The 21,605-nt window shown below is 53.9% G+C and carries 17 protein-coding genes, 1 pseudogene and 1 other annotated feature; of the genes and pseudogenes, 12 read left to right on the forward strand and 6 right to left on the reverse strand.

Translation table 11 applies throughout. The features are described 5' to 3' along the window. Window positions 1–386: 386 nt before the first annotated feature. Window positions 387–1,697, forward strand: coding sequence for an MFS transporter (locus PRECH8_RS09150; protein WP_200966803.1), 1,311 nt, complete (start codon window positions 387–389; stop codon window positions 1,695–1,697). Between the two features lie 594 nt (window positions 1,698–2,291). Here the strand turns inward: PRECH8_RS09150 and PRECH8_RS09155 are convergent. Continuing rightward, on the reverse strand, window positions 2,292–3,455 hold the full coding sequence (locus tag PRECH8_RS09155) for an ROK family transcriptional regulator (protein WP_200966804.1): 1,164 nt from the start codon (window positions 3,453–3,455) through the stop codon (window positions 2,292–2,294). Window positions 3,456–3,705: 250 nt separating this feature from the next. Between PRECH8_RS09155 and xylA the strand changes: the two genes are divergently transcribed. From xylA to PRECH8_RS09170, 3 genes are all read left to right on the forward strand, one after another. Beyond that, window positions 3,706–5,022 carry a xylose isomerase gene (gene xylA, locus PRECH8_RS09160; RefSeq protein ID WP_200966805.1) on the forward strand — a complete coding sequence of 439 codons (1,317 nt, stop codon included), beginning with the start codon at window positions 3,706–3,708 and terminating at the stop codon, window positions 5,020–5,022. Window positions 5,023–5,139: 117 nt separating this feature from the next. Next, the gene (gene xylB, locus PRECH8_RS09165) at window positions 5,140–6,636 is read left to right on the forward strand and encodes a xylulokinase (RefSeq protein ID WP_200966806.1); all 1,497 of its coding nucleotides are present in this window, start codon (window positions 5,140–5,142) and stop codon (window positions 6,634–6,636) included. Window positions 6,637–6,772: 136 nt separating this feature from the next. Next, window positions 6,773–6,979 carry a DUF378 domain-containing protein gene (locus tag PRECH8_RS09170; protein ID WP_200966807.1) on the forward strand — a complete coding sequence of 69 codons (207 nt, stop codon included), beginning with the start codon at window positions 6,773–6,775 and terminating at the stop codon, window positions 6,977–6,979. A gap of 124 nt (window positions 6,980–7,103) precedes the next feature. Here the strand turns inward: PRECH8_RS09170 and PRECH8_RS09175 are convergent, their stop codons facing one another. Then, entirely contained in the window at window positions 7,104–7,841 is a 738-nt protein-coding gene (locus tag PRECH8_RS09175) for a GTP pyrophosphokinase (protein WP_200966808.1), read from the reverse strand. A gap of 229 nt (window positions 7,842–8,070) precedes the next feature. Between PRECH8_RS09175 and PRECH8_RS09180 the strand changes: the two genes are divergently transcribed. Beyond that, a complete protein-coding gene (locus tag PRECH8_RS09180) occupies window positions 8,071–8,631 on the forward strand; it encodes a superoxide dismutase family protein (RefSeq protein ID WP_200966809.1) in 561 nt (186 codons plus the stop codon). A 127-nt stretch (window positions 8,632–8,758) separates the two neighbouring features. Here the strand turns inward: PRECH8_RS09180 and PRECH8_RS14385 are convergent, their stop codons facing one another. Next, entirely contained in the window at window positions 8,759–8,860 is a 102-nt protein-coding gene (locus PRECH8_RS14385) for a YjcZ family sporulation protein (RefSeq protein ID WP_207161786.1), read from the reverse strand. A gap of 203 nt (window positions 8,861–9,063) precedes the next feature. Between PRECH8_RS14385 and PRECH8_RS09185 the strand changes: the two genes are divergently transcribed. The 4 genes from PRECH8_RS09185 to zapA all read left to right on the forward strand — a co-directional run bounded on the left by PRECH8_RS09185 (window position 9,064) and on the right by zapA (window position 14,780). Next, a complete protein-coding gene (locus tag PRECH8_RS09185; RefSeq protein ID WP_200966810.1) occupies window positions 9,064–9,369 on the forward strand; it encodes a hypothetical protein in 306 nt (101 codons plus the stop codon). Between the two features lie 439 nt (window positions 9,370–9,808). Beyond that, window positions 9,809–10,168 (forward strand) — a binding site (T-box leader). A gap of 214 nt (window positions 10,169–10,382) precedes the next feature. After that, window positions 10,383–11,417 (forward strand): phenylalanine--tRNA ligase subunit alpha, encoded by a 1,035-nt coding sequence (pheS, locus tag PRECH8_RS09190; protein ID WP_200966811.1) that lies wholly within the window; start codon window positions 10,383–10,385, stop codon window positions 11,415–11,417. 23 nt (window positions 11,418–11,440) lie between these two features. Beyond that, complete coding sequence (gene pheT / locus PRECH8_RS09195; RefSeq protein WP_200966812.1) at window positions 11,441–13,867, forward strand: phenylalanine--tRNA ligase subunit beta; 2,427 nt, start codon at window positions 11,441–11,443, stop codon at window positions 13,865–13,867. Window positions 13,868–14,018: 151 nt separating this feature from the next. Beyond that, on the forward strand, window positions 14,019–14,780 hold the full coding sequence (gene zapA / locus PRECH8_RS09200; protein WP_200966813.1) for a cell division protein ZapA: 762 nt from the start codon (window positions 14,019–14,021) through the stop codon (window positions 14,778–14,780). Window positions 14,781–14,829: 49 nt separating this feature from the next. Here the strand turns inward: zapA and PRECH8_RS09205 are convergent, their stop codons facing one another. The 3 genes from PRECH8_RS09205 to PRECH8_RS09215 all read right to left on the reverse strand — a co-directional run bounded on the left by PRECH8_RS09205 (window position 14,830) and on the right by PRECH8_RS09215 (window position 17,131). After that, window positions 14,830–15,207, reverse strand: coding sequence for a cupredoxin domain-containing protein (locus PRECH8_RS09205; protein WP_200966814.1), 378 nt, complete (start codon window positions 15,205–15,207; stop codon window positions 14,830–14,832). A gap of 362 nt (window positions 15,208–15,569) precedes the next feature. After that, window positions 15,570–16,511 (reverse strand): M15 family metallopeptidase, encoded by a 942-nt coding sequence (locus tag PRECH8_RS09210; protein WP_242457512.1) that lies wholly within the window; start codon window positions 16,509–16,511, stop codon window positions 15,570–15,572. Between the two features lie 251 nt (window positions 16,512–16,762). Further along, the gene (locus PRECH8_RS09215; RefSeq protein WP_200966815.1) at window positions 16,763–17,131 is read right to left on the reverse strand and encodes a phage holin family protein; all 369 of its coding nucleotides are present in this window, start codon (window positions 17,129–17,131) and stop codon (window positions 16,763–16,765) included. Between the two features lie 139 nt (window positions 17,132–17,270). On the opposite strand from PRECH8_RS09215, the pseudogene PRECH8_RS09220 reads away from it, so the two are divergent. The 3 genes and pseudogenes from PRECH8_RS09220 to PRECH8_RS09230 all read left to right on the forward strand — a co-directional run bounded on the left by PRECH8_RS09220 (window position 17,271) and on the right by PRECH8_RS09230 (window position 21,577). Then, window positions 17,271–19,641, forward strand: a pseudogene (locus PRECH8_RS09220) (endonuclease MutS2). Window positions 19,642–19,653: 12 nt separating this feature from the next. Further along, complete coding sequence (locus PRECH8_RS09225) at window positions 19,654–20,073, forward strand: DUF350 domain-containing protein (RefSeq protein WP_200966816.1); 420 nt, start codon at window positions 19,654–19,656, stop codon at window positions 20,071–20,073. Window positions 20,074–20,281: 208 nt separating this feature from the next. After that, entirely contained in the window at window positions 20,282–21,577 is a 1,296-nt protein-coding gene (locus PRECH8_RS09230) for an MFS transporter (RefSeq protein WP_200966817.1), read from the forward strand. Window positions 21,578–21,605: the final 28 nt, after the last annotated feature.

Below are 21,605 nucleotides of genomic sequence, written 5' to 3' on the forward strand. Positions count from 1 at the left end.
CCGCCGCGGCCCAACCCGCGGGCCGAACCGCGGTCCCGGCCCTGTTCGCGGCTGGTGGTGATCCGGGCAATGCTTAACTGAGAATCCCCGTACAGGAGCGGCTGTTCAGCCGCTCCTTTTTGGCATGTCGAAATGGCCATACGGCGTGTCAATTTGCCATGTCAATTTTGCGGGATCATTAGGCAGCCAATTGACATGCTATTTTGTTGACAATTTTGATTATTGCCGCTAGGTCAGCGCCGCGCTATAATTGATCCACTGCTGTTGCAAATCGCAGGTCGTTTGCAAGATCCGGTGCGCCATGGCGATGACCGGCAAGATCGGACAAAGACACAGCAATGCTGATCACAAACATCATCACATCTCTTGTCATCCCATGCCCATAAATGATTACTTCTAAGAGGAGAGTGCAGCACGAATTGAAGAAGAAATCATCCAATTATCGCCGCAATATGCAAGTTGGATTGCTGGAAGGTATCCCCGCCACCGTGATCTACATGACCTTAGGGGGACCTTATCTCACGGGTTATTTGTTGTATCTGGGGGCTTCTTCTGTACAAGTGGGGATTGCCGCGGCGATCCCGGCATTGACGAACGTTTTGCAGATCTTGGCAGCGCTCGGGATGCAGTACATCAACAACCGTCGGCTGGCGATTATCATATTTGCTTCGATTCATCGAGTTGTCTGGGTGCTGACAGGACTCATCCCCTTCCTATTCCCAGAATCGCTGTGGGTGATCATCTATCTCATCATGATGTTCATCGCCTTCGCCGGCAATGCTGTCAGCAGCGTAGCCTGGACATCCTTGATCGCTGATATGGTTCCGTCCAGACTCAGAGGAAAGTATTTTGGCCTGCGCAATGCGGTCATCAACGCTGCGGGCAGCGTGTCGCTGTTCGTATGCGGCATGGTGTTGGATCATTATGGAGAGGATATTGGATTTGCTTTTATCTATATCGTGTGTGCGATCGCAGTGGTCTTGAATATCATCTTGTTCTTCGCCTATCCGAACGTCGAATTTGAGAAGTCCCAAGAGACGGATATCGGCAAGCGATTTCTCTTGCCTTTTCGTGATTGGGCCTTTATCAAGCCGGCGCTGTTTATCTCGGCTTTTTTGTTTTTCTATGGAATCGTCGTGCCTTTCTTCAACTATCTCATGTTAGACGTCCTTGAGATCAGCTATTCCTGGGTGTCGATCATTACGATCATTCACTATATCACGATGATTCTGGCCTATTATTACTGGGGTAAGTTAAATGCACGCTTCTCCACCCGTCAACTGCTCATGTGGTCGCTGCCGATCATCGGACTCTCCTGCTTGGCCTGGGGGTTGATCGGTCTCTTGCCTGCGGTTCCGGTGCTCATCTTCATCCATATCCTGCTTGGCATCGGACTTGGCGGATATAATCTGCTTAACTTCACCTTCGTCATCGGGGATACGCCAAAAGCAGACCGCCCGGTGTATATCGGCGTGTTCATGGCGCTCACGGGCTTGATGTCCTTCATCGGCTCGACCCTCGGCGGAGTGGTCTTCGATTGGTTAGCCAATTGGTCGAAGGAAGCACAGGTATACGGTGTCACGCTGACGATCGGCGCAGTGTTGGTGCTTATGATGGCGGTTTGTGGGGAGCGGGTATTCGGCGCAAGATGGCGTCTGCCGAAGAAGTCGAATCCCTGGCTGGGTCGGGGAGCTTAAGGATCTGGTGAGCAAGAAGTACATGAACTGAGCGGGGGCGTGTGAGACAACAGAATTGGTCGTTTTCGCGTGTGAATGATCCGATTCGATTGATTCGGTGCGTGAGCCAACAAATATTGTTGATTCAGAGTGCATGGAGGCTGGACTGGTGCTTGAGACGACAGAAAGTGTGGACTTAGGCGTGGTGCAGGCAAGGTTGGTGCTGAGACGACAAAAAGTGTGGGTTCAGGCGTGATGCGGGCAAGGTTGGTGCTGAGACGACAGAAAGTGTGGACTTAGGTGTGATGCAGGCAAGGTTGGTGCTGAGACGACAAAAAGTGTGGATTCAGTATGTGCGGCGGGGTTAACGGCGTGTGAAACGACAGAAAGTGTGGACTCAGGCGTGATGCAGGCAAGGTTGGTGCTGAGACAACAGAAACTGTTGACTCAGCGAGCGCAGTGGCGGTGCTGGTGTGTGAATCGACAGATTCTGTTGATTCAGAGGTGCGTATGCAAATGGATCGAATCGTATGCGAAAATGCTGCCCATCACTCAATCAAAAAGGGATCGAACGTTCACCGCTGGCATACACGCCGGTGTAAGTTCAATCCCTTTTCAGCCTTCTTCCACCGTCGCTTTGGACTGGGCGAAGAAGGCTTGAATGGCCAAGGTTGCCGCGCCGACAGCAGCCGATTTCATGGCGAGTTTGGAAAACTCGATCTGCACCCGCTTGTGATGATATTGCAGGCTGCGCTCTTCAACGCACGCTTGCAGTGATTCCTCGATCCAACTCTTAATCAGGGAAAGGCGGTTGCCGATGATGACGAGCTCGGGATTGAAGGTATTGATGACGTTGGCGATGCCCACCCCGAGATAGTAACCGACGCTGCGGAACAGCTCGATCACTTCCTTCCGGCCTTTCTCCGCCAGGTGCACGAGGTAATCCAAGGTCATCTCATCGGCGGTCTGCTCTTCGCCCAGCACCTTCGCTGCCTCTTCTAACAGCGCGTTCTCCGATGCATACAATTCCCAGCATCCCCGGTTCCCGCAGGAACACGGCCGCCCGTCCAGGTTGATCGTCATATGCCCCATCTCGCCGGAGAAGCCGGAGAAACCGCGGTATAGATGGTTGTTCAGGATGATCCCGACACCGATCCCGATGCCGGCGCTGACATAGATCATATCCTTCGCCGTCTGGTAGTCGCCGTAGGATTTCTCGCCGAGCGCCCCGGCGTTGGCCTCGTTATCGATGGTGACCGGCAGCTGGAAGGTCTCCTCGATCTGGGACTTCAGGTCGATCTTATTCCAGCGAAGATTAGGTGCGGTCATGATCATGCCGTCGGGCCTTACGAGCCCGGGCACGCCGATGCCGATGCCGATGACGCCGTAAGGGCTGTCGGGGGCCTTCGCCAGGGCCCAGCGGATCGAGTCGTGCAGCTGCTCGAGTACATAGTCGAATCCGTTCTCATGCAGGGAGACCCGCCGCTCCTTGATGATGCGGCCTTGAAGATCCGTGAGCACGGTCAGGATATAGTTAACGCCGAGATCCACGCCGACCGCATAGCCTGCTTCCCGATTGAAGAGCAGCATGACGGGTTTGCGCCCGCCGCTGGACTCCCCTGGACCGGTCTCGCAGACCAGCTGGCTGGCGATCAGTTCATTGACGAGGTTCGACACCGTCGCTTTGTTCAGCCCGGTCTTCTCAGAGATGGCCGTTCGCGAGATCGGTGAGTCGGCGATGATCGTCTCGAGAATGATCGATTTATTCAATTTTTTCATCAGATGCAAGTCTCCGGTTACTTTCACTTGTACACCTCATCCAGATCTGCTGACTGTGAAGATATTGTACATCATATTTATAACAACGCATTGGTTCAAAATCATACCATATGCTGTCATCGTAAAATCTTTAAAAATTTATATATGTAACTTAGTTTATCGTATCGACAAACTAAGTCAAGAGTGGTAATATTATTTTGTATACGTACCACAGGTGTAAATCATGATATTAACAGGAGGGATATGAACAATGGCATATTTTCCGAACATCAGCAAAATCCAATTCGAAGGCCGAGACAGCAAGAACCCGCTAGCGTTCAAACACTACAATCCAGATCAAGTTGTGCTTGGCAAGACGATGAAAGATCATCTTCGCTTCGCCGTATCTTACTGGCACACATTCACCGGAGACGGTACGGATCCGTTCGGTGCCGGCACGATGCTTCGTCCTTGGGACCGCTACACCGGCATGGATCTGGCAAAGGCTCGTGTGGAAGCATCCTTTGAATTCTTCGAGAAGCTCGGAGCACCTTACTTCTGCTTCCATGACCGCGACATCGCACCGGAAGGCGAAACGCTGCAAGAGACGAACAAGAATCTTGACGAGATCGTTGCGATGATCAAGGAATACATGAAGACAAGCGATGTTAAGCTTCTGTGGAATACCGCTAACATGTTCACCAACCCGCGCTTTATGTTCGGTGCAGCAACAACGTCCAATGCTGACGTATACGCCTATGCCGCTGCACAAGTGAAGAAGGCGCTGGAGCACGCTGTAGAGCTTGGTGCTGAGAACTATGTATTCTGGGGCGGCCGCGAAGGTTACGAATCGCTGCTCAATACAGACGTAGCATTCGAACTGGATAACCTCGCGCGCTTCTATCACATGGCTGTTGACTATGCGAAGGAGATCGGTTTCAAGGGTCAATTCCTGATCGAGCCGAAACCGAAGGAGCCTACTAAGCACCAATACGACTTCGACGCAGCTACGACGATCCAATTCCTGCAGAAGTATGGTCTGCAAGATCACTTCAAACTGAACCTCGAAGCGAACCACGCAACGCTGGCTGGTCATACCTTCGAGCATGAACTGCGCATCGCTCGCATCAACGGCATGCTCGGTTCGATCGACGCGAACCAAGGCGATCTGCTGCTCGGATGGGATACCGACGAGTTCCCAACGGATCTGTACAGCGTTACCCTGGCTATGTATGAGATCCTCGAGAACGGCGGTCTGGCGCCTGGCGGCGTAAACTTCGACGCGAAGGTTCGTCGTACTTCCTTCGAGCCGGAAGATCTGTTCTATGCTCACATCGCAGGTATGGACAGCTTTGCGATCGGTCTGAAGGTAGCTGCTAAGCTGATCGAAGACAAAGTCATCGATAACATCCTTGAAGAGCGCTATGCTACCTTCAAGACAGGCATCGGTGCGGATATCGTAGCTGGCAAGGCGAACTTCAAGACGCTCGAAGAGTACGCGCTGAAGAACAACAAGATCGAGCTGAAGTCCGGCCGGATCGAGAACATCCGCAACATCCTGAACCAGTACCTGCTTAGCGTAGAATAATCCGCAAACAGTTGAGGATATCCATTCATCCGCAGGGTGGATGCGATATCCTCTTGCGATATATGAGGGTTATATGGTGTATAAGGGATATCAAGTGAAAGGAGTTGTGCTTGCAAGATGAAATATGTCATCGGTGTTGACCTGGGTACGAGTGCGGTCAAGGTGCTGCTCGTCAACAGCGAAGGAGAAGTGACAGCAGAAGCGTCCGAAGCTTATCCGCTGCATCAGCCGCGATCCGGTTATAGTGAGCAAGATCCAGAAGATTGGGTACGGGGAACGCTCGCCGCGTTGTCGCGAGTCGTCAAGGAATCCGGTGTCGATCCGCAGGCAATTGAAGGGATCAGCTTCTCCGGACAGATGCACGGTCTCGTGCTGCTGGATGAGAACCATCGTCCGCTGCGCAATGCCATTCTGTGGAACGATACGCGGACGACGGAAGAGTGCCGCAAGATCGAGCAAGTACTCGGGGAAGATCTGCTGCGCATCACGAAGAACCCGGCCCTCGAAGGCTTCACGCTGCCGAAGATCCTGTGGGTGAAGGAGCATGAACCAGACGTGTTCGCGAAGGCGAAGGTGTTCCTCCTGCCTAAGGATTACCTGCGCTATCGCTTAACCGGTCAGATCCATATGGACTATTCCGATGCTGCGGGTACGCTGCTTCTGGATGTAGCGAACAAGAAATGGAGCAGCCGTGTGCTCGAAGCCTTTGGTCTGGAAGCGTCCTTCTGCCCGCCGCTCGTGGAATCCCACGGCTATGTCGGCAACCTGCTGCCGGAAGCAGCCAGAGAGACCGGCCTCAGCGAGTCCACCCGCGTCTTCGCAGGCGGAGCGGACAACGCATGCGGGGCGATCGGTTCCGGCATCCTGCAGAAAGGTTTGACAATGGCGAGCATCGGCACCTCCGGTGTTGTGCTGTCCTATGAAGACAACAAGGATCAGGACTTCGGAGGAAAGGTGCATTTCTTCAACCATGGGAAGCAAGATGCCTTCTATGCGATGGGCGTAACCCTTGGCGCTGGTTACAGCATGAGCTGGTTTAAGAATACCTTCGCTAAGGATAAGAGCTATGATGAGCTGCTGGGACGCGTCAGCGAAGTGCCCGTCGGCTCGAACGGTCTTCTCTTTACTCCTTATCTCGTCGGTGAACGCACGCCCCATGCGGACGCGATGATCCGTGCAAGCTTCATCGGCCTGGATGGCTCCCATACGCTGGATGATATGGCGCGCGCCGTGATGGAGGGCATCACCTTCTCGCTGAATGAATCCATCGAGCTGTTCCGTCAAGCCGGCATTCAGGTGAATCGCATCGTGGCGATCGGCGGCGGTGCGAAGAATGAAGACTGGCTGCATATGCAGGCGGACATCTTCAATGCAGAGATCGTGCAGCTGGCCAACGAACAAGGTCCCGGCATGGGCGCTGCGATGCTGGCAGCTCTGGGCTGCGGCTGGTTCGATTCTCTGGAGGCATGTGCAGCGAAGTTTATCCGCTACGAGAAGACCTACAAGCCGAATCCAGAACGCGTAGAGCAGTATAAGAAGCTGTTCGAGATCTACAAGCAGGTCTACACGAACACCAAATCGCTCAGTGAACAGCTCGCGCCTTTCCGTCCGTAATTCCAGCGCAGGCGCGATGCGGAAAGGAACGAATTTTTCATAAATTTGCAATGATCCATGCATATTATGACCTTCACAGAACACAATAAACCTATCGGTATCTCATCATGCCACAAGTGAAGGTCAGGTGATAAGTATGGCAAGACTGGCGCTGCTGCTGATGATTATCGGCTCGCTGAATTGGTTATTGGTTGGACTGTTCGAATGGGATCTGGTAACGGCCATTTTCGGCGGTGAAGTCTACCGGGATTCCTCCCTGTTCAGCAGAATTATATACGGCCTAGTCGGCCTAGCCGGTCTATACGGAATTTCGTTTCTGTTCCGTGAGCGAATCACAACATAACGAAGCAAAACGGCCCCTGCGGCAAGAGTAACTTGCTGGGGGTCGTTTTGTTGTCTTGTCACCCTAAGGATGGTGTGTGGACACAGCGTTATCAAACCTCTGATCGATCGTACGGGGATGCGGCTCATTGGGGATCTGATTCGGTGCGGATGAACTCCAGGAGTCCAACCGGCAGTTCGAATTTCTGATCGCCGATGATGAACTTCGAAGAATCGGAGGATTGGGGGGATTTGATGGCTTTGATCTCTTCATGCAGACGCTGCATCTTCCGATCCAGTTCCGCCGCCGTATCCGCCGCTTCTTTAAGCTCCTGCAGGAGCTGGACAGGAACGGATTCATCATATTTGTAGAAAATCTTGTGCTCCAGGCTGGCCCAGAAGTCCATCGCGATCGTTCGGATCTGGACCTCCACATAGACCATCTCGCAGCGATCCGACATGTAGACGGGGACCTGCACGAGCATGTGGAGGCTTTGATAGCCGTTGGGCTTGGGGTTCTTGATGTAGTCTTTGATCGAGATAATCTTAAGATCAGCTTGTCTCTGCAGCATCTCGCTGATCGAGTAGATATCGGATATGAATGAACAGGTAATGCGCAAACCAGCGATATCCCTTACTCCTTCACGGATGTCTTCCAGAGACGTGCCGCAGCCTTTGCGCATGACTTTGCGAAAGATGCTTTCGAAGGATTTGATGCGGGATTTTGTATGTTCGATGGGATTGTAGTCGTGCAGGAGCTGGAATTCTTCCTTTAGGATTTCGACCTTCGTCTCCATCTCATCCAGCGCGAATTTGTACATCATCATGAAGCGGGTCAATCTGTTCTTCAGTTCATGGAATTGATCGATTGGGTTATGGTTCATCTTCCAGATTCCTTTCGGCAGTTAGTTTCGTGTGTATTCATAACAGGATGTTCACAGATGCACTTATCTAGTTATACGTAGTTATACGGATCATCATGTGTCCAGGTTACAACTTATGACCCGATTCTTCTATTCGTATATGAAGTATAGATTCCTTGCCAAGCACAAATACTGATTATCAAACATCCTGCGATGAATTACAAGGATACCGAAAGGAGTTTCTTAATCGATGAGATTCGTTTTAGCCTTGACGGCGCTGCTCGTGATCGGGGTCGGACTCGATAGTTATCGCAGCGGTGAGGAGCTGCGGGTGATGCAGGCTGCCAGCGATGAGATGAAGTTCCAGGTGCCGCTGATCAATGGAGAAGGGAAGAAGATCGGACAGGCGGTGCTCATGCAGGCGGCCCGCGGTGTCCTGATCCATGTCGAAGCGGAAGGATTGCCTCCGGGTTGGCATGCCCTCCATATCCACGAATACGGCGCTTGTGAAGCGCCGAAGTTCGAGTCCGCCGGCGGACATTATAACCCGACAAACCGCAAGCATGGTTATAACAACCGCATGGGCTACCATGCCGGCGATCTGCCGAATATCTATGTCAACGAACAAGGACAGGTGCGCGTGGAAGTATTCACCGATCAGGTAACGCTCCATCCCGGCAAGCCCAATTCCTTGCTGAAGAAGGGCGGCACTGCGCTGATGATCCATGAGGGACCGGATGATTATCGGACGGACCCCGCGGGCGACGCAGGGGGCCGGCTGGTTTGCGGTGTGATCAATACCTCAATATAACTCAAACAGGTGCAGAGCTCAGCGGTTCAGCTCTGCACCTGTTGTCTATGGCAACATGTTCGATTTCCGATTGATCCGCCGGAGACTTGATCCGCACCACGCTGGATACAAGTCTCCGTTTTGGATGTTAGTACACGAAAGCGCAGGAGATGATCACCAATAAGATAAAGAGTACCAAGATCGCACCAGTAGAAGTAAAGCCTCCGTACTTCGCTGCGCTCATGGACATCCACTCCTTCCCAACGAGGATAGTTCATCATATGCAGGTGTTCCGTTCTGGTATGGACGCTTGTCATGCTGCGGGATGATGTGCGCTCGCCCAGGCCTGGCTGGACGGTCGGGAAGGATGCCGCCTGACCCCGGAAAAGGTTTGACTCGGAAACTTCAGAACGTCTATACTGATAGAAAAAAGTTGAGGAGCGGCCTAAGCCTATGATCTTTGCATTGTTAAAAATGTTTGGCTTCTTGGTATTGGTCTTCTTCATCATCCTGTTCTTATTCGTCATGGGGATCTTCAACAAATTATTTGGCAGAAAAGGACCGGGTTCGCCCTTCGGAACTGGAGGCAGTGCGGGGCCGATGTTCGGCGGCACGACCTTCCGCGGCAATCGCACCGTTGAACGCTGTCCGAGCTGTTACCAGACGATCTCCGTGCCCAAAGAGCCGGGCAATTGCCCGAAGTGCGGAACGCTGCTCGGGCGCAATCATGAGGGCAAGCTGCTAATTCGCCTGAATTAGGCGTGTTGCTAATATAACGAAATCGATCACCTCTCGGCGCAGCGTGTTACTGCCCGGAAGGTGATTTTTTCATTTTATGGTAACATTTTGTTTCTGGGATACGTCTAAAATGTTAGGGACTCGGGAATAAGGGAAGCAGAACTTCCGTTATCTCGCTTAGAACGGAGAAAAAGCGGAAATAAGGCAAGTCAAACTTCTCTTATTCTTTGTCTTGAGGACGAAAACCTTAAATTTAGGCTGTGATTCCAACATTAAAGGAAATTTGACTTACACTATTTCTCGGAAAACGGGATCTTTCGGCGAATAATGTAAATTTCGTTTCTGTTATTTTTGTGAGTGCTTAAGTCAGCGTGGTTACTTGACCTGCGAAGCCACTTTGCAACACGTTGCAAATCCAGATTGAACATGTTATAGTACGATTAACCTACCATCTAAATTGTGACATGCTGTGAAGGAGAAGAGTAGGCTGATGCTCACCCGACAGGGAGGGGGCGCCGCGGATTGAGAGCGCCTCTGGGGTTGGAGACAGCTGAAGTTCGCTCCGGAGCAGTCCTCTGAACGCGGGTATCATCGATTCGGCGGAGAGATCGCCGTTCACTGCAAGTAGGAGGTACCGGCTGGAACCGTTACCTTCCGCAAGAGTGACAGCTGCAGGTAGGTCTGCGCACTGGATCAGGATTCAGACTGCGGTCTGGAGAACGTCTGATTAAGAATGACAGATCTTTGAGATCGTCTGATCCGGGTATGGATGACCGCGGCTGTAACAAGGGTGGTACCACGGAACTCTTTCGTCCCTTATGGAGGCGGAGGAGTTTTTTTGTTGGGTTTGAAGGGGTGCCGGGCACCTTCACTAGTGATTCAGGCGATGAAAGCGGACGGCAAGCGGCGCTGGGTCGATGCCGGATGTGAGGATGCCGAGTCGTTCACGATACAGTATGCAACACGCAGCTCTAGAGGCAGCTGTAAGCCGGGCTGCTGGCTGCGCAATGTTCTAAAGGAGGTTCATTAGGAAGATGAGAGAGAAATTGGAGGCGTTACAGGCCGAAGCGCTGGCGGCGCTTGCCGAGGCGAACTCGCAGCAGGCGTTGAATGAGATCAGGGTCAAATACATGGGCAAAAAAGGCGCATTAACCGAAGTGCTGCGCGGCATGGGGGCCCTGTCTCCCGAGGAGAGACCGGTGATCGGTCAGCTGGCGAATGAAGTAAGAGGTGCGATCGAACAGGTGCTGGAGGAGAAGGCGGCTGAGCTGGAGCGTCAGGAGACCGAGCGGCGCCTTGCTGCTGAGAAGATCGACGTGACGCTGCCGGGCCGTAAACCTGCACAAGGAGCGGTGCATCCGCTGAATAAGGTGATCCGCGAGATCGAGGATATCTTCCTCGGCATGGGATACGCGATCGCAGAAGGACCGGAGCTGGAGCAGGATTATTACAACTTCGAAGCGCTCAATATCCCGAGGAATCACCCGGCTCGCGATATGCAGGATTCCTTCTATATCACGGAGGATCTGCTCATGCGCACGCATACGTCGCCTGTGCAGGTGCGGACGATGGAACGCATGAAGGGCGATGTTCCGGTGAAGATCATCTGCCCGGGACGCGTCTACCGCCGCGATGATGACGATGCCACCCATTCCCATGTGTTCACGCAGATCGAAGGGCTCGTCATCGATGAGCACATCCGGATGAGCGACTTGAAGGGGACCCTCTTGCAGTTCGCACAGGAGATGTTCGGCAAGGAGACGAAGATTCGCATGCGTCCGAGTTTCTTCCCGTTCACCGAGCCGAGTGCAGAGGTCGATGTGAGCTGCGTGATGTGCGGCGGCGACGGCTGCCGGGTGTGCAAGCAAACGGGTTGGCTGGAGATCCTCGGATCCGGCATGGTGCATCCCCGCGTGCTGGAGATGGCCGGTTATGACCCCGCTAAGTACAGCGGCTTCGCCTTCGGGATGGGCGTAGAACGGATCGCGATGCTGAAGTACGGCATCGATGATATTCGTCATTTCTATATGAATGATCTGCGGTTCTTGCGGCAATTTGCACGTGTATGAGTGAAAGGAGAGGTGACCCTTAGATGAAAGTATCGATGCAATGGTTGTCCCAATACGTGGACTTAACGGGATATACAGGAGAGCAGCTGGCGGAGAAGCTGACGCGAAGCGGGATTGAAGTCGATGTGGTAGAGAAGCGCAACAAAGGCGTCAGCGGTGTTGTCGTCGGCTATGTGCAGACTAAGGAGAAGCATCCCAATGCCGATAAGCTGAGCGTGTGCACCGTCGATGTCGGCGGCGAGGAGCTGCTGCAGATCGTCTGTGGTGCGCCGAATGTGGCGGCAGGCCAGAAGGTGCCGGTGGCGCTGGTCGGTGCGGTGTTGCCGGATAATTTTAAGATTAAGAAAGCAAAACTGCGCGGCGTAGAATCGCATGGCATGATCTGTTCGGCCAAGGAGCTCGGTATGAACGATAAGCTGCTGCCGAAGGAGATCCAAGAAGGGATCTTGGTGCTCCCGGAACATGCGGAGATCGGCAGCGATGTGACGGAACTGCTCGGCCTGAACGATGAAGTATTGGAACTGGATCTGACGCCGAACCGCTCCGACTGCCTCAGCATGATCGGGGTGGCCTATGAGATGGCGGCTGTCCTGGGCTGCGAGCTGAAACTGCCGGAGCCCCAAGTTCAGGAGTCGGATGCGAAGCGGACGGAGGAGGCTTTCCAGATCTCCATTGACGCGGAGGATGCGTGCAGCATGTATACGGCGCGCCTCATCGAGGGCGTGACGATCGCACCGTCCCCGCTGTGGCTGCAGAACCGCTTGATGGCAGCGGGCATACGGCCGATTAACAACGTCGTCGATGTCACGAACTACGTGATGCTGGAGTATGGTCAGCCCCTGCACGCCTTTGACGCTGACCGCTTAGCCGGCGGCCGCATCCATGTGCGTTATGCTCGTCCGGAGGAGACGATCACCACCCTCGATGATGTGGAGCGGAAGCTGGAGCCGTGGATGCTTGTGATCGCCGATACGGAGAAGCCCGTAGCGCTTGCAGGGGTGATGGGCGGAGCGAACTCCGAGGTGACGCCGCAGACGACCCGCATCTTGCTGGAATCGGCGAAGTTCGACGGCGGTAAGGTACGCAAGACTTCCAGAGAGCTTGGCCTGCGTTCGGAATCGAGTCTGCGCTTCGAGAAGGAAGTGAACCCGGAGGCTGTCGTGGCAGCATTGAATCGCGCTGCGGAGCTGATCCTGGAGACGGCAGGCGGACAAGCGGCGGCGGGGATCGCTTCAGCGGTGACGCAGGAGTTCACCGAGCCGGTGATCTCGATTGGTGCGGAGCGCGTGAATCAATATCTGGGCACGGAGCTTGCCCTGTCCGATATGAAGCAGATCTTCGACCGGCTTCGTTTCACCTATGAGGAGCAAGGCGGCCAGCTGGCCGTGCGCGTCCCTTTGCGCCGCGGAGATATTACCCGGGATGTGGATCTGATCGAAGAGGTAGCGAGACTCTATGGCTACGACAACATCCCGGCGACGCCGATCAGAGGCGTGACGACCCCGGGTTCGCGTACGCGCAGCCAGCGCATCCGCATGGAGATCAGCCGATATCTGAATGCAGCCGGGCTGCATGAGGCGATTCTGTATTCGTTCACGCATCCCGACCGCATCGCAGAATACCGCGGCTTGTATCCGCATGTGAAGCCCATCAAACTGTCGATGCCGATGAGCACGGAGCGCAGCGTGCTGCGTACGAGTTTGATCCCGCATCTGATCGATACGGCGGTCTATAACCGCAATCGGAATATCGATGATGTGGCGGTCTTCGAGATCGGTGCAGTATTCCTGACCGAAGAGGAACACCTAAGGAAGCAGCCAGAGGAGAAGTTCCTCGTGAGCGCCCTGTGGACCGGCAATCAACAGGCAGATCACTGGAGCGGCAAATCCCGCAAGGTCGACTTCTTCGATCTAAAGGGTGTGCTCGAAGGGCTGTTCGCCCATCTGGCCCTGCCGCATGTGGCATTCCGCGCCCATGCTGTGGAAGGACTGCATCCGGGCCGCGCGGCTGAACTGTATATCGGTGAGCAGCGGATCGGTGTGATCGGTCAGCTGCATCCGGATCTGGAACGCCGCTATGACCTTGATGATACGTACATCTTCGAGGTGGAACTCGATGCGTTGATCGAGCATGCCGATCTCTCGCTGACCTATGAGGCACTGCCGAGATATCCGTCCATCGCACGGGATATCGCCGTCGTCGTCGATCGGGAGCTGCCTGTGGAAGAACTGAAGTCCACGGTTCGTGAAGCGGGCGGAGCATGGCTTAGATCGGTGGAGGTGTTCGACATCTATGTCGGTGAGCGCCTTGGCAGCGATAAGAAGAGCGTCGCGCTCTCCCTCGTATACCGGGATGATGAACGAACGCTGACGGATGAGGAAGTGAATGAACGCAATCAATACGTCATCCAGCAGCTGGAGACCATCTATGGAGCACAATTGAGGAATTAAATCGGCAAGATTAGAAAATCAAGCAGGAATAATCGCTTCGAACAGCGAACGTATTAAGATGGGGGAGTCTCTGCTCTGCAGAACTCTCCCATCACATGATTCAATGATTTCGACGCACAACTTCGGTCAGCGCAAGCAGGAGGTGCCCAGCATGAAGGAAAATAAAACAAGTGTCCCAGTGGAGATCTACGGCACAAAATATAAACTGCTTGCCGACTCAGCATCGTCCGCAAGCTATGTAACGATGGTCGCAGCTCATGTTGACGAGCAGATGCACAAGATCGCTGAGCAGCATCCGCAATTGGACTTGGCTAGACTTGCTGTGTTGGCTGCCATCAATACAGCGGATGAATTGTTGAAAACGAAGGAACAATTCGAACGAGCTAATGCTGTTGCGATCGAGAAGAAGAACCAGGAAATCAATGAGATTAGAGGCAAGATCGACGAGATTCAAGGGAAATATAATGAAGCAAAGGAACAGCTCAACGAGCTGAATGTGAAGCACGCAGATACGATGAAGGAACTGACTGCACTCCGTGAACAGCACGAAGCGAAGCTCAAGGAACTGAACCAGCTTCGCGCTAAGCATCAAGCAGCCGTACAGGAACGGGACGAGCTGTTCAAGAAGCATAAGCGCATGGAAGAAGAGCTGGCGGCTGCCCGCCGCCAAAACGAGAAGGCCGAACAGGATCTGAAGGCCTTAAGAAGCGAACATGAGGCGCTGAAACAGCAGCTCGCCGCTGTTAAACTGCAGAAGGCTTCTGCGGAAGCGGCGCCGGGCAGAGAAGGTGTGCGGGATTCCGGCGAGATGTCGATCTACGAACAGTATGAGAAATTAAAACAAGAGTATACCAAACTGCAAAATGAGTTCAACGAATGGATTGAACTGACAGAAGAAGAGCTGCGTAACTAGAAAAGCAGCTCCCGCTGACCTATAGGTAAGCAGGAGCTGTTTTTTGTGCTTATTCAACGACCAGATAGGCGGTCATACTCGTATGACCGACGCCGCAGTATAAGCTGCAAGTAATCTTATAACGTCCCGGTTCGCGGAATTTGACAACGACGGACTCGTTATTCCGCAGTCGAATATTCGTATTGGCGATATGGATGCCGTGAGCACCCTCGATGTCTTGATAGATGATCTTGACGGCCTCATCGACGGATACATGATATTCTTCGGAATCAAAATAGAAATTCCCGCCTTGGATGAGGACCTCCCGTTCATCGCCGGCAGCTTCCACCCGCTCGGCTGCAGAGCCTGAAACATCTTCAGAGCTGCACGCAGCCAAAGCCAGGCTGAGCATGACAGCGGCGAAGACGGTGATGATACGCTTCCCCATAACCTTCACTCCCGCCCAATTCTTCCAAACATTTAGACATGAAAGCAGCTGTTAAACTGCCGCCTCTGAGTGGATTTTGTCTGATTTTTAGGATAAAAACACTGGCTGGACCTGCTTCTCACCCGTTTTATCCGAAATTTGGGACAAAACCGGCGAACCGCAGCCTGACTGCACTTTTTTTGTCCTAACTTTAGGACAAAAACGTCAAACGTCCTGCCAGTCCCATATGTTTTGTCCAATTTTTCGTATAAATTTCCGCATGATCCTTAACCCGACCTTGGTCCCACACGTATCCCGCTTGTGTTTGATCCGATGTCTCCGATCAAGCCGGATGATGTATGATCAAACAATCCTTCCCCGGGTCACCCGTTCATGTTCACCGCGTTCACGCTTTCCGGCAGGAAGAACTCCTCCATCGTCCAGTCGTTCTCGTACAGGATCTGTGCCAGTTCGACGCCGACATAGCGCAGATGCCAAGGTTCATATTGGTAGCCGGTGATCTCTTCCTTGCCGAGGGGATAACGGATGATAAAGCCAAATTCATGCGCATGTTCGGCCAGCCACTTCGCTTCTTCCGTATCAGCGAAACAATTCCTCGCGGCACATCTGCCGGAAAGCTCGGCGACATCCATCGCCAGTCCCGTCATGTGCTCGCTGTGACCGGGTCTTGCGCTGTACTTATCAGCTGCCTCCTGACCGTCGCGCGCCGCGTATTTCTCGTAGAGCATCTTCTGAATGGCATAGGAACGATAACCGGATACGCCTGCCAGTTCAATCCCGTCTTCCTTGGCCGCTGCGAACATCTCGACCAGAGCGTCGGCTGCCACTTGGCGCAGGGAATGGACCGAATCATCCTGATAGACGAAGGGGATGTCCACCTTCACTAAGTCGTCGGGTTCGTAATCTTCCGGCAAACCGTAGGTCTTGTTCACGAGAACGGCGATCGATGCAGGGTCAGTGATGTCGTAACGGGTACGGATCGCCTCGAGTGCATCGGCCTCCCTGTCCATATGCTCATCTTCTTGCGGATTCGGCTCCTCCGGCGGAGTGCCTTCATGTTCATCCTGACCGGCTTCGGTCGTCGGCTGCTCAGGATCTTGAGCATGCTCGCCGGCATCCTGTGCGGGGTTGTCCATCTCATCGGCGTCAGCTTGCTGAGACGGCGTCAGTTCGGTCCCGTGCGAGGGGGCTTGTCCGATCGTGCGGCCATCGGCGCCGCTGCATGCCGTCAACATCAGCATGCCGATCAGCGCCGCCAGCACGAAGAACCGCCGCAAGTGTCTCAGATTATGTAATCCATGCATGCTCTATCTACCTCCAGCTGTTATGACCATTATGTCAGAATTCGCGAAGGTTTTGAAGAACTAATCTACAAAAGTAAAACTTATCGCTGAAAAAAGAAAACTTGGCAGAATCGCAAGCGTAAGAACAAAAAAAGATGCATGATACCGAAAAACGGACACAGCGGATGGAACAGCCGGCTCCGGTCATTCTCTGTGTCCGTACGGTAGGATTCAAGCATGATCGATTCGTATTTCATCTATACAGCCAAGGTTCAGCTTCTGCGGCGGGAGTTCTCATTTGCCAGATCGAAGGGTGTGGCCACTGGGATGAACAGGTCGATGATCCCGATCACCAGGGCAGCCAGCAAGGCGCCGATGATGGAAACATCCACTCCGCCGACGATGAATTGGGACAGCCAGATAATCGCTGCACTTGCTAAGAAGCCGACGATCCCGCGTCCGAAGGGAGTCACCCTGCGGCCGAAGATCCCCTCGATGATCCATCCCACGATTGCGATCACCAGAGCCAAGAACAGTGCACTCCAGAAGCCGCCCACCTCGAATGCAGGGACGATAAAACCAACCAGCATCAATACTATGGCAGATACGATAAAACGCACGATCGTTCCGAGCCAATTCATGTAAACATGCCACCTCCTATTATGGATTGCACGCTTATTGTGGACATGGGGACATCGTGATATGACAGGTAGTTGCAGGCAGTCGCGTGCTGTCATGCATTTGGTTATAATAGGGGGAGAAGGGGTGTCGCGATATATAATGGATACGAAATCTTTGCACACGTTGGAATATGATAAGATCATACAGAGACTGCTTGCTCATACCCAAACCAGCTTAAGTCACGATCTAGTCGAGGAACTTAAGCCGCAGCAAGACCTCGGCCGGATCCTCCATCTGCTGGAAGAGACGGATGAGGCCGTGCATATCGATCGGATTAAGTCTGTGCCGCCCTTCGGAGGCATACGCAATATCCAAGCCTCGCTGACCAGGGCGCGCATCGGCGGCGTACTCTCCGCATCGGAACTGCTGGAGATCGCGACGACGATCGGCGGCGGCCGGAGGTTGAAGCGGTTTATTATAAATTTGGACGATGCAGCGGAGAAGTTTCCGATCATCACCGGTTACGCAGAGCAGATCGAGGATCTGCGCGGGCTTGAGGAGGAAATCATGCGCTGCATAGGCGAGAACGGCGAAGTGGCGGATGCGGCAAGCCCGGAATTGGCAAGCATCCGCAGCAGCATCCGCACGCTGGAAGCCCGCGTTCGCGAGAAGCTGGATCAGATGGTGAAGAACCCATCGATCCAGAAGAAGCTGCAGGACCCGATCGTCACGATCCGGGGCGACCGCTTCGTCATCCCGGTGAAGCAGGAATACCGTGCTCACTTTGGCGGAATCGTCCATGACCAATCCGCCTCCGGAGCGACCTTGTTTATCGAACCGGAGGTCGTCGTGCAGCTGAATAACGAGCTTCGCACTTTGCGGTTCAAGGAGGAGCGGGAAGTAGAGAAGATCCTGCAGCGGCTCAGCGCTGGGGTGGCCGAGCATACCGAGTCGTTAACCGCGAACACCCAGGCGATTGCCAGACTCGACTTCATCTTCGCCAAGGCGCTCTTAGCCCGGGAGATGAAGGCGACGCTGCCGAAGATGAATGAGGAGGGCTATATTCGCTTCCGCAAAGGCCGCCATCCGCTCATCGATCCGCAGCAAGTGGTGCCCATCGATGTTGAGCTCGGACGCGAATATACGACGATCATCATCACCGGTCCGAACACGGGGGGGGAAGACGGTCACGCTGAAGACGATCGGATTGCTTAGCTTAATGGCGGCTTCTGGATTGTTCGTTCCGGCAGAAGAGGGAGCGGAGCTTGCCGCCTTCGATTCGGTCTATGCGGATATCGGCGATGAGCAGAGCATCGAACAGAACCTCAGTACCTTCTCCAGCCACATGACCAATATCATCAGGATCCTTGAGAGGATGACGGAGAGAAGCCTGATCCTGCTCGATGAACTTGGTGCCGGTACAGACCCTGCAGAAGGTTCAGCCTTGGCGATCGCGATCCTGGACCATATTCATAAACGCGGTGCGCGTACGGTGGCCACAACGCACTACAGCGAGTTGAAGGCCTATGCCTACAACACGCCGGGGATCATGAATGCCAGCATGGAGTTTGACATCAAGACGCTGCGTCCGACCTACCGCTTGGTGCTGGGCGTGCCCGGCCGAAGCAATGCGCTGGCCATCGCGGAGCGGCTGGGGCTGGACAAGTCGATCATCGAAGCGTCGCGGGTTCAGATGTCCAGCGAAGAACAGCAGGTGCAGTCGATGATCGCTTCCCTTGAGGAGAACCGCCTGACAGCAGAGGCGGAGCGTCTTGAGGCGGAGAAACTGCACCGGCAAGTGAAGCAGTTGCAGCAGCAGTTGGAGGAAGAGCGGCGGAAGTTCGCGCAGCAGCGCGACCGGCTGCTGGCAAGAGCGGAGAAGGAAGCGGCCGAAGCGGTGCACAAAGCCCGCCAAGAAGCGGAGGAGATCATCGCCGAGCTGCGCCGCATGGCGATGGAAGAGCGGGCATCTTTGAAGGAGCACAAATTCATCGCCGCGAAGAAACGCTTAGAAGAAGCGATGCCGAACCTGCAGCCGGCTGTACGGGATCAGGCTGCGAACAGGGAACGTGCGAAGGAGAAGATCGAGCCAGGTGATGAAGTGATGGTAACCACTGTCGGACAGAAGGGCCATGTGATCGAAGCGGCCGGTAACGATGAATTCCTGGTTCAGATCGGCATCCTGAAGATGAAGGTGAGCGCGCGCGATCTAGAGCGCATCCGTCCGCAGAAGAGCCAGCAGACCTTGCAGGCAGGTGCGAACGTGAAGCGGGCACGGAATGCACCTGTGCGCACAGAGCTTGACCTTCGAGGCAGCACGCTGGATGAGGCGTTGATCGAGGTGGACCGCTTCCTGGATGAAGCGCTGATTAACAATCTCGGCCAGGTGTCTATCATTCACGGCAAAGGTACCGGTGTACTTCGCAGCGGGATCCATGAATTCCTTCGAAAACACAGGCATGTGAAGTCCTTCCGGCTGGGGGAATACGGTGAAGGCGGAAGCGGCATCACGATTGCTGAATTGAAGTAAGGGGGAGGACCTATGTGGGAACACCTGGATGAATGGCTGCAGAACCCATTCATCTCCACCGCTGCTTATTTCTCCGTAGCGGTGCTGCTCTTGATCATCTTCTTAGCGATCTTCGAAATGGTGACCAAGTATAAGGATTGGCATGAGATCAAGCGCGGCAACGTCGCCGTCGCTATGGCAACGGGCGGGAAGATCTTCGGGATCTGCAATATCTTCCGCTTCATCATCCCGAATTTTGAATCCTTGTACGATGCAATCATCTGGTGCAGCTATGGATATGCCCTGTTGTTGGTTGCTTACTATGCCTTTGAATTCCTGACACCGGTGTTCAAGATCGACGATGAGCTTCGCAGCGACAACCGAGCGGTGGGGCTTCTGTCGATGATTGTATCGGTATCATTATCGTATGTGATAGGAGCTAGTATCACATGAGGCTATTATGGATCGTTTTGTTGATCTTAGCGGTGCTATTCTTCGCGGGGGGGATCATCTTCCTGATCTTGTACGGATGACCTGCAGATGATCCGCGAAGATCATCCAGGCATGATGTATTCAGTTTTAGGCAGTTATAAGGAAAGGATTTTGGGGAAGGTTAACCTAAGATTGTGATTCATACAACCTCCCAATCTTAGGTGAGCATATGCAGCATACGAAGCACAAGCGTTTCTCTGTTCCCGTATATCAGGCAGGCTTCCCGGGGAATCCGGGGGATGCGATCCCTTCCCATCCAAATCCAAGGCGTAAGCGGGGAACCGGACAGCTGGATCGCCAGTCGATCCTGCTTTTAACGGTGCAAGGCCTGTTCGTTGTTGCGAATGCGCTGTCCGGAACCTTCGTGAACGTCTATCTCTGGAAGATGAGCCGGAATCTGGCCTTGATCGGCTGGTTTGCTCTATGTCATCAAGCTGCGCTGGGGCTGACGTTCTGGCTGGCGGGCAGATGGGTCAAAGAACATAATAAGATGCACAGCTTGCGGCTGGGTATGTTGGTATCCGCCATTTTTTATTTGCTCGTGTTGTTCCTCGGTCCTAAGGCGCCACACTATGTATACGGGCTGGGCATCGTGCAGGGGATCGCCGCGGGTCTGTTCTGGCTTGCTTACAATGTCGTCTATTTCGAGATTACGGAACCGCACAACCGCGATCGCTTCAACGGCTGGGCGGGGCTGCTGGGCGCCGGTGCGGGCATGGCCGCTCCCTGGCTGTCCGGCTATCTGATCAGCAGGATGGCGGAAACGAAGGGGTATATGTTGATCTTCTCGCTGTCCTTGGGCGTATTCCTGGTGGGCGTCGTCTTCAGTCTCTTCCTGAAGAAACGACGGGTGGACGGATCATATGAATGGCTGCACGGGATCCGCTGTTTGCGCGAGCCCGGGTCACCCTGGCGCCGCATCGTCCCGGCTCTGGCCATGCAGGGGATGCGGGAAGGGGTGTTCATCTTCGTCATCACGCTGCTCGTCTTCATCTCTACGGGCAATGAGATGAAGCTGGGCAACTATTCCTTGATCACCTCGGCGGTGTCATTGTTCGCCTTCTATCTTGCGGGCAGATGGCTTCGCCCCAAACGGCGCATACCTGCCATGCTGCTCGGCGCCATCCTGATTACCTTGGCGATCACACCCTTTTTCTGGGAAGTCAATTACACTACTCTGCTGATCTTCGGCATCGGCGTCTCCCTCTTCCATCCCCTGTACATCATCCCTATGACCTCCACGGTATTTGACTTTATCGGGCGGGATGAAGAATCGGCTGCTCAGCGCGTGGAATATGTCGTGCTTCGGGAACTGGCGCTGAATGCGGGACGGATGGCGGGCACGATCCTGTTCATCCTGGTGATCTCTCTCAGCAAAGACCCCCGCGTGCTGAATCTCTTCCTGCTATTCATCGGCAGTGCGCCGATCGTCTCGTGGTTTTTCATGCGTGCCGTGCTGAAATGATATGTTAGTGCACACACGGCCATGCGAC

Source organism: Insulibacter thermoxylanivorax, assembly GCF_015472005.1.
Classification (GTDB): Bacteria; Bacillota; Bacilli; order Paenibacillales; family DA-C8; genus Insulibacter; species Insulibacter thermoxylanivorax.

What these genes read in the sequence shown, in the direction of transcription:
- PRECH8_RS09150 (WP_200966803.1), top strand. Translation starts at nt 387, where the DNA reads ATGATTACTTCTAAGAGGAGAGTGCAGCACGAATTGAAGAAGAAATCA.
- zapA (WP_200966813.1), top strand. Translation starts at nt 14,019, where the DNA reads ATGAAGGAAAATAAAACAAGTGTCCCAGTGGAGATCTACGGCACAAAA.
- PRECH8_RS09175 (WP_200966808.1), bottom strand. Translation starts at nt 7,841, where the DNA reads ATGAACCATAACCCAATCGATCAATTCCATGAACTGAAGAACAGATTG.
- PRECH8_RS09230 (WP_200966817.1), top strand. Translation starts at nt 20,282, where the DNA reads ATGCAGCATACGAAGCACAAGCGTTTCTCTGTTCCCGTATATCAGGCA.
- xylA (WP_200966805.1), top strand. Translation starts at nt 3,706, where the DNA reads ATGGCATATTTTCCGAACATCAGCAAAATCCAATTCGAAGGCCGAGAC.
- PRECH8_RS09205 (WP_200966814.1), bottom strand. Translation starts at nt 15,207, where the DNA reads ATGGGGAAGCGTATCATCACCGTCTTCGCCGCTGTCATGCTCAGCCTG.
- PRECH8_RS09155 (WP_200966804.1), bottom strand. Translation starts at nt 3,455, where the DNA reads ATGAAAAAATTGAATAAATCGATCATTCTCGAGACGATCATCGCCGAC.
- pheT (WP_200966812.1), top strand. Translation starts at nt 11,441, where the DNA reads ATGAAAGTATCGATGCAATGGTTGTCCCAATACGTGGACTTAACGGGA.
- PRECH8_RS09185 (WP_200966810.1), top strand. Translation starts at nt 9,064, where the DNA reads ATGATCTTTGCATTGTTAAAAATGTTTGGCTTCTTGGTATTGGTCTTC.
- pheS (WP_200966811.1), top strand. Translation starts at nt 10,383, where the DNA reads ATGAGAGAGAAATTGGAGGCGTTACAGGCCGAAGCGCTGGCGGCGCTT.
- xylB (WP_200966806.1), top strand. Translation starts at nt 5,140, where the DNA reads ATGAAATATGTCATCGGTGTTGACCTGGGTACGAGTGCGGTCAAGGTG.
- PRECH8_RS09225 (WP_200966816.1), top strand. Translation starts at nt 19,654, where the DNA reads ATGTGGGAACACCTGGATGAATGGCTGCAGAACCCATTCATCTCCACC.
- PRECH8_RS14385 (WP_207161786.1), bottom strand. Translation starts at nt 8,860, where the DNA reads ATGTCCATGAGCGCAGCGAAGTACGGAGGCTTTACTTCTACTGGTGCG.
- PRECH8_RS09170 (WP_200966807.1), top strand. Translation starts at nt 6,773, where the DNA reads ATGGCAAGACTGGCGCTGCTGCTGATGATTATCGGCTCGCTGAATTGG.
- PRECH8_RS09215 (WP_200966815.1), bottom strand. Translation starts at nt 17,131, where the DNA reads ATGAATTGGCTCGGAACGATCGTGCGTTTTATCGTATCTGCCATAGTA.
- PRECH8_RS09180 (WP_200966809.1), top strand. Translation starts at nt 8,071, where the DNA reads ATGAGATTCGTTTTAGCCTTGACGGCGCTGCTCGTGATCGGGGTCGGA.
- PRECH8_RS09210 (WP_242457512.1), bottom strand. Translation starts at nt 16,511, where the DNA reads ATGCATGGATTACATAATCTGAGACACTTGCGGCGGTTCTTCGTGCTG.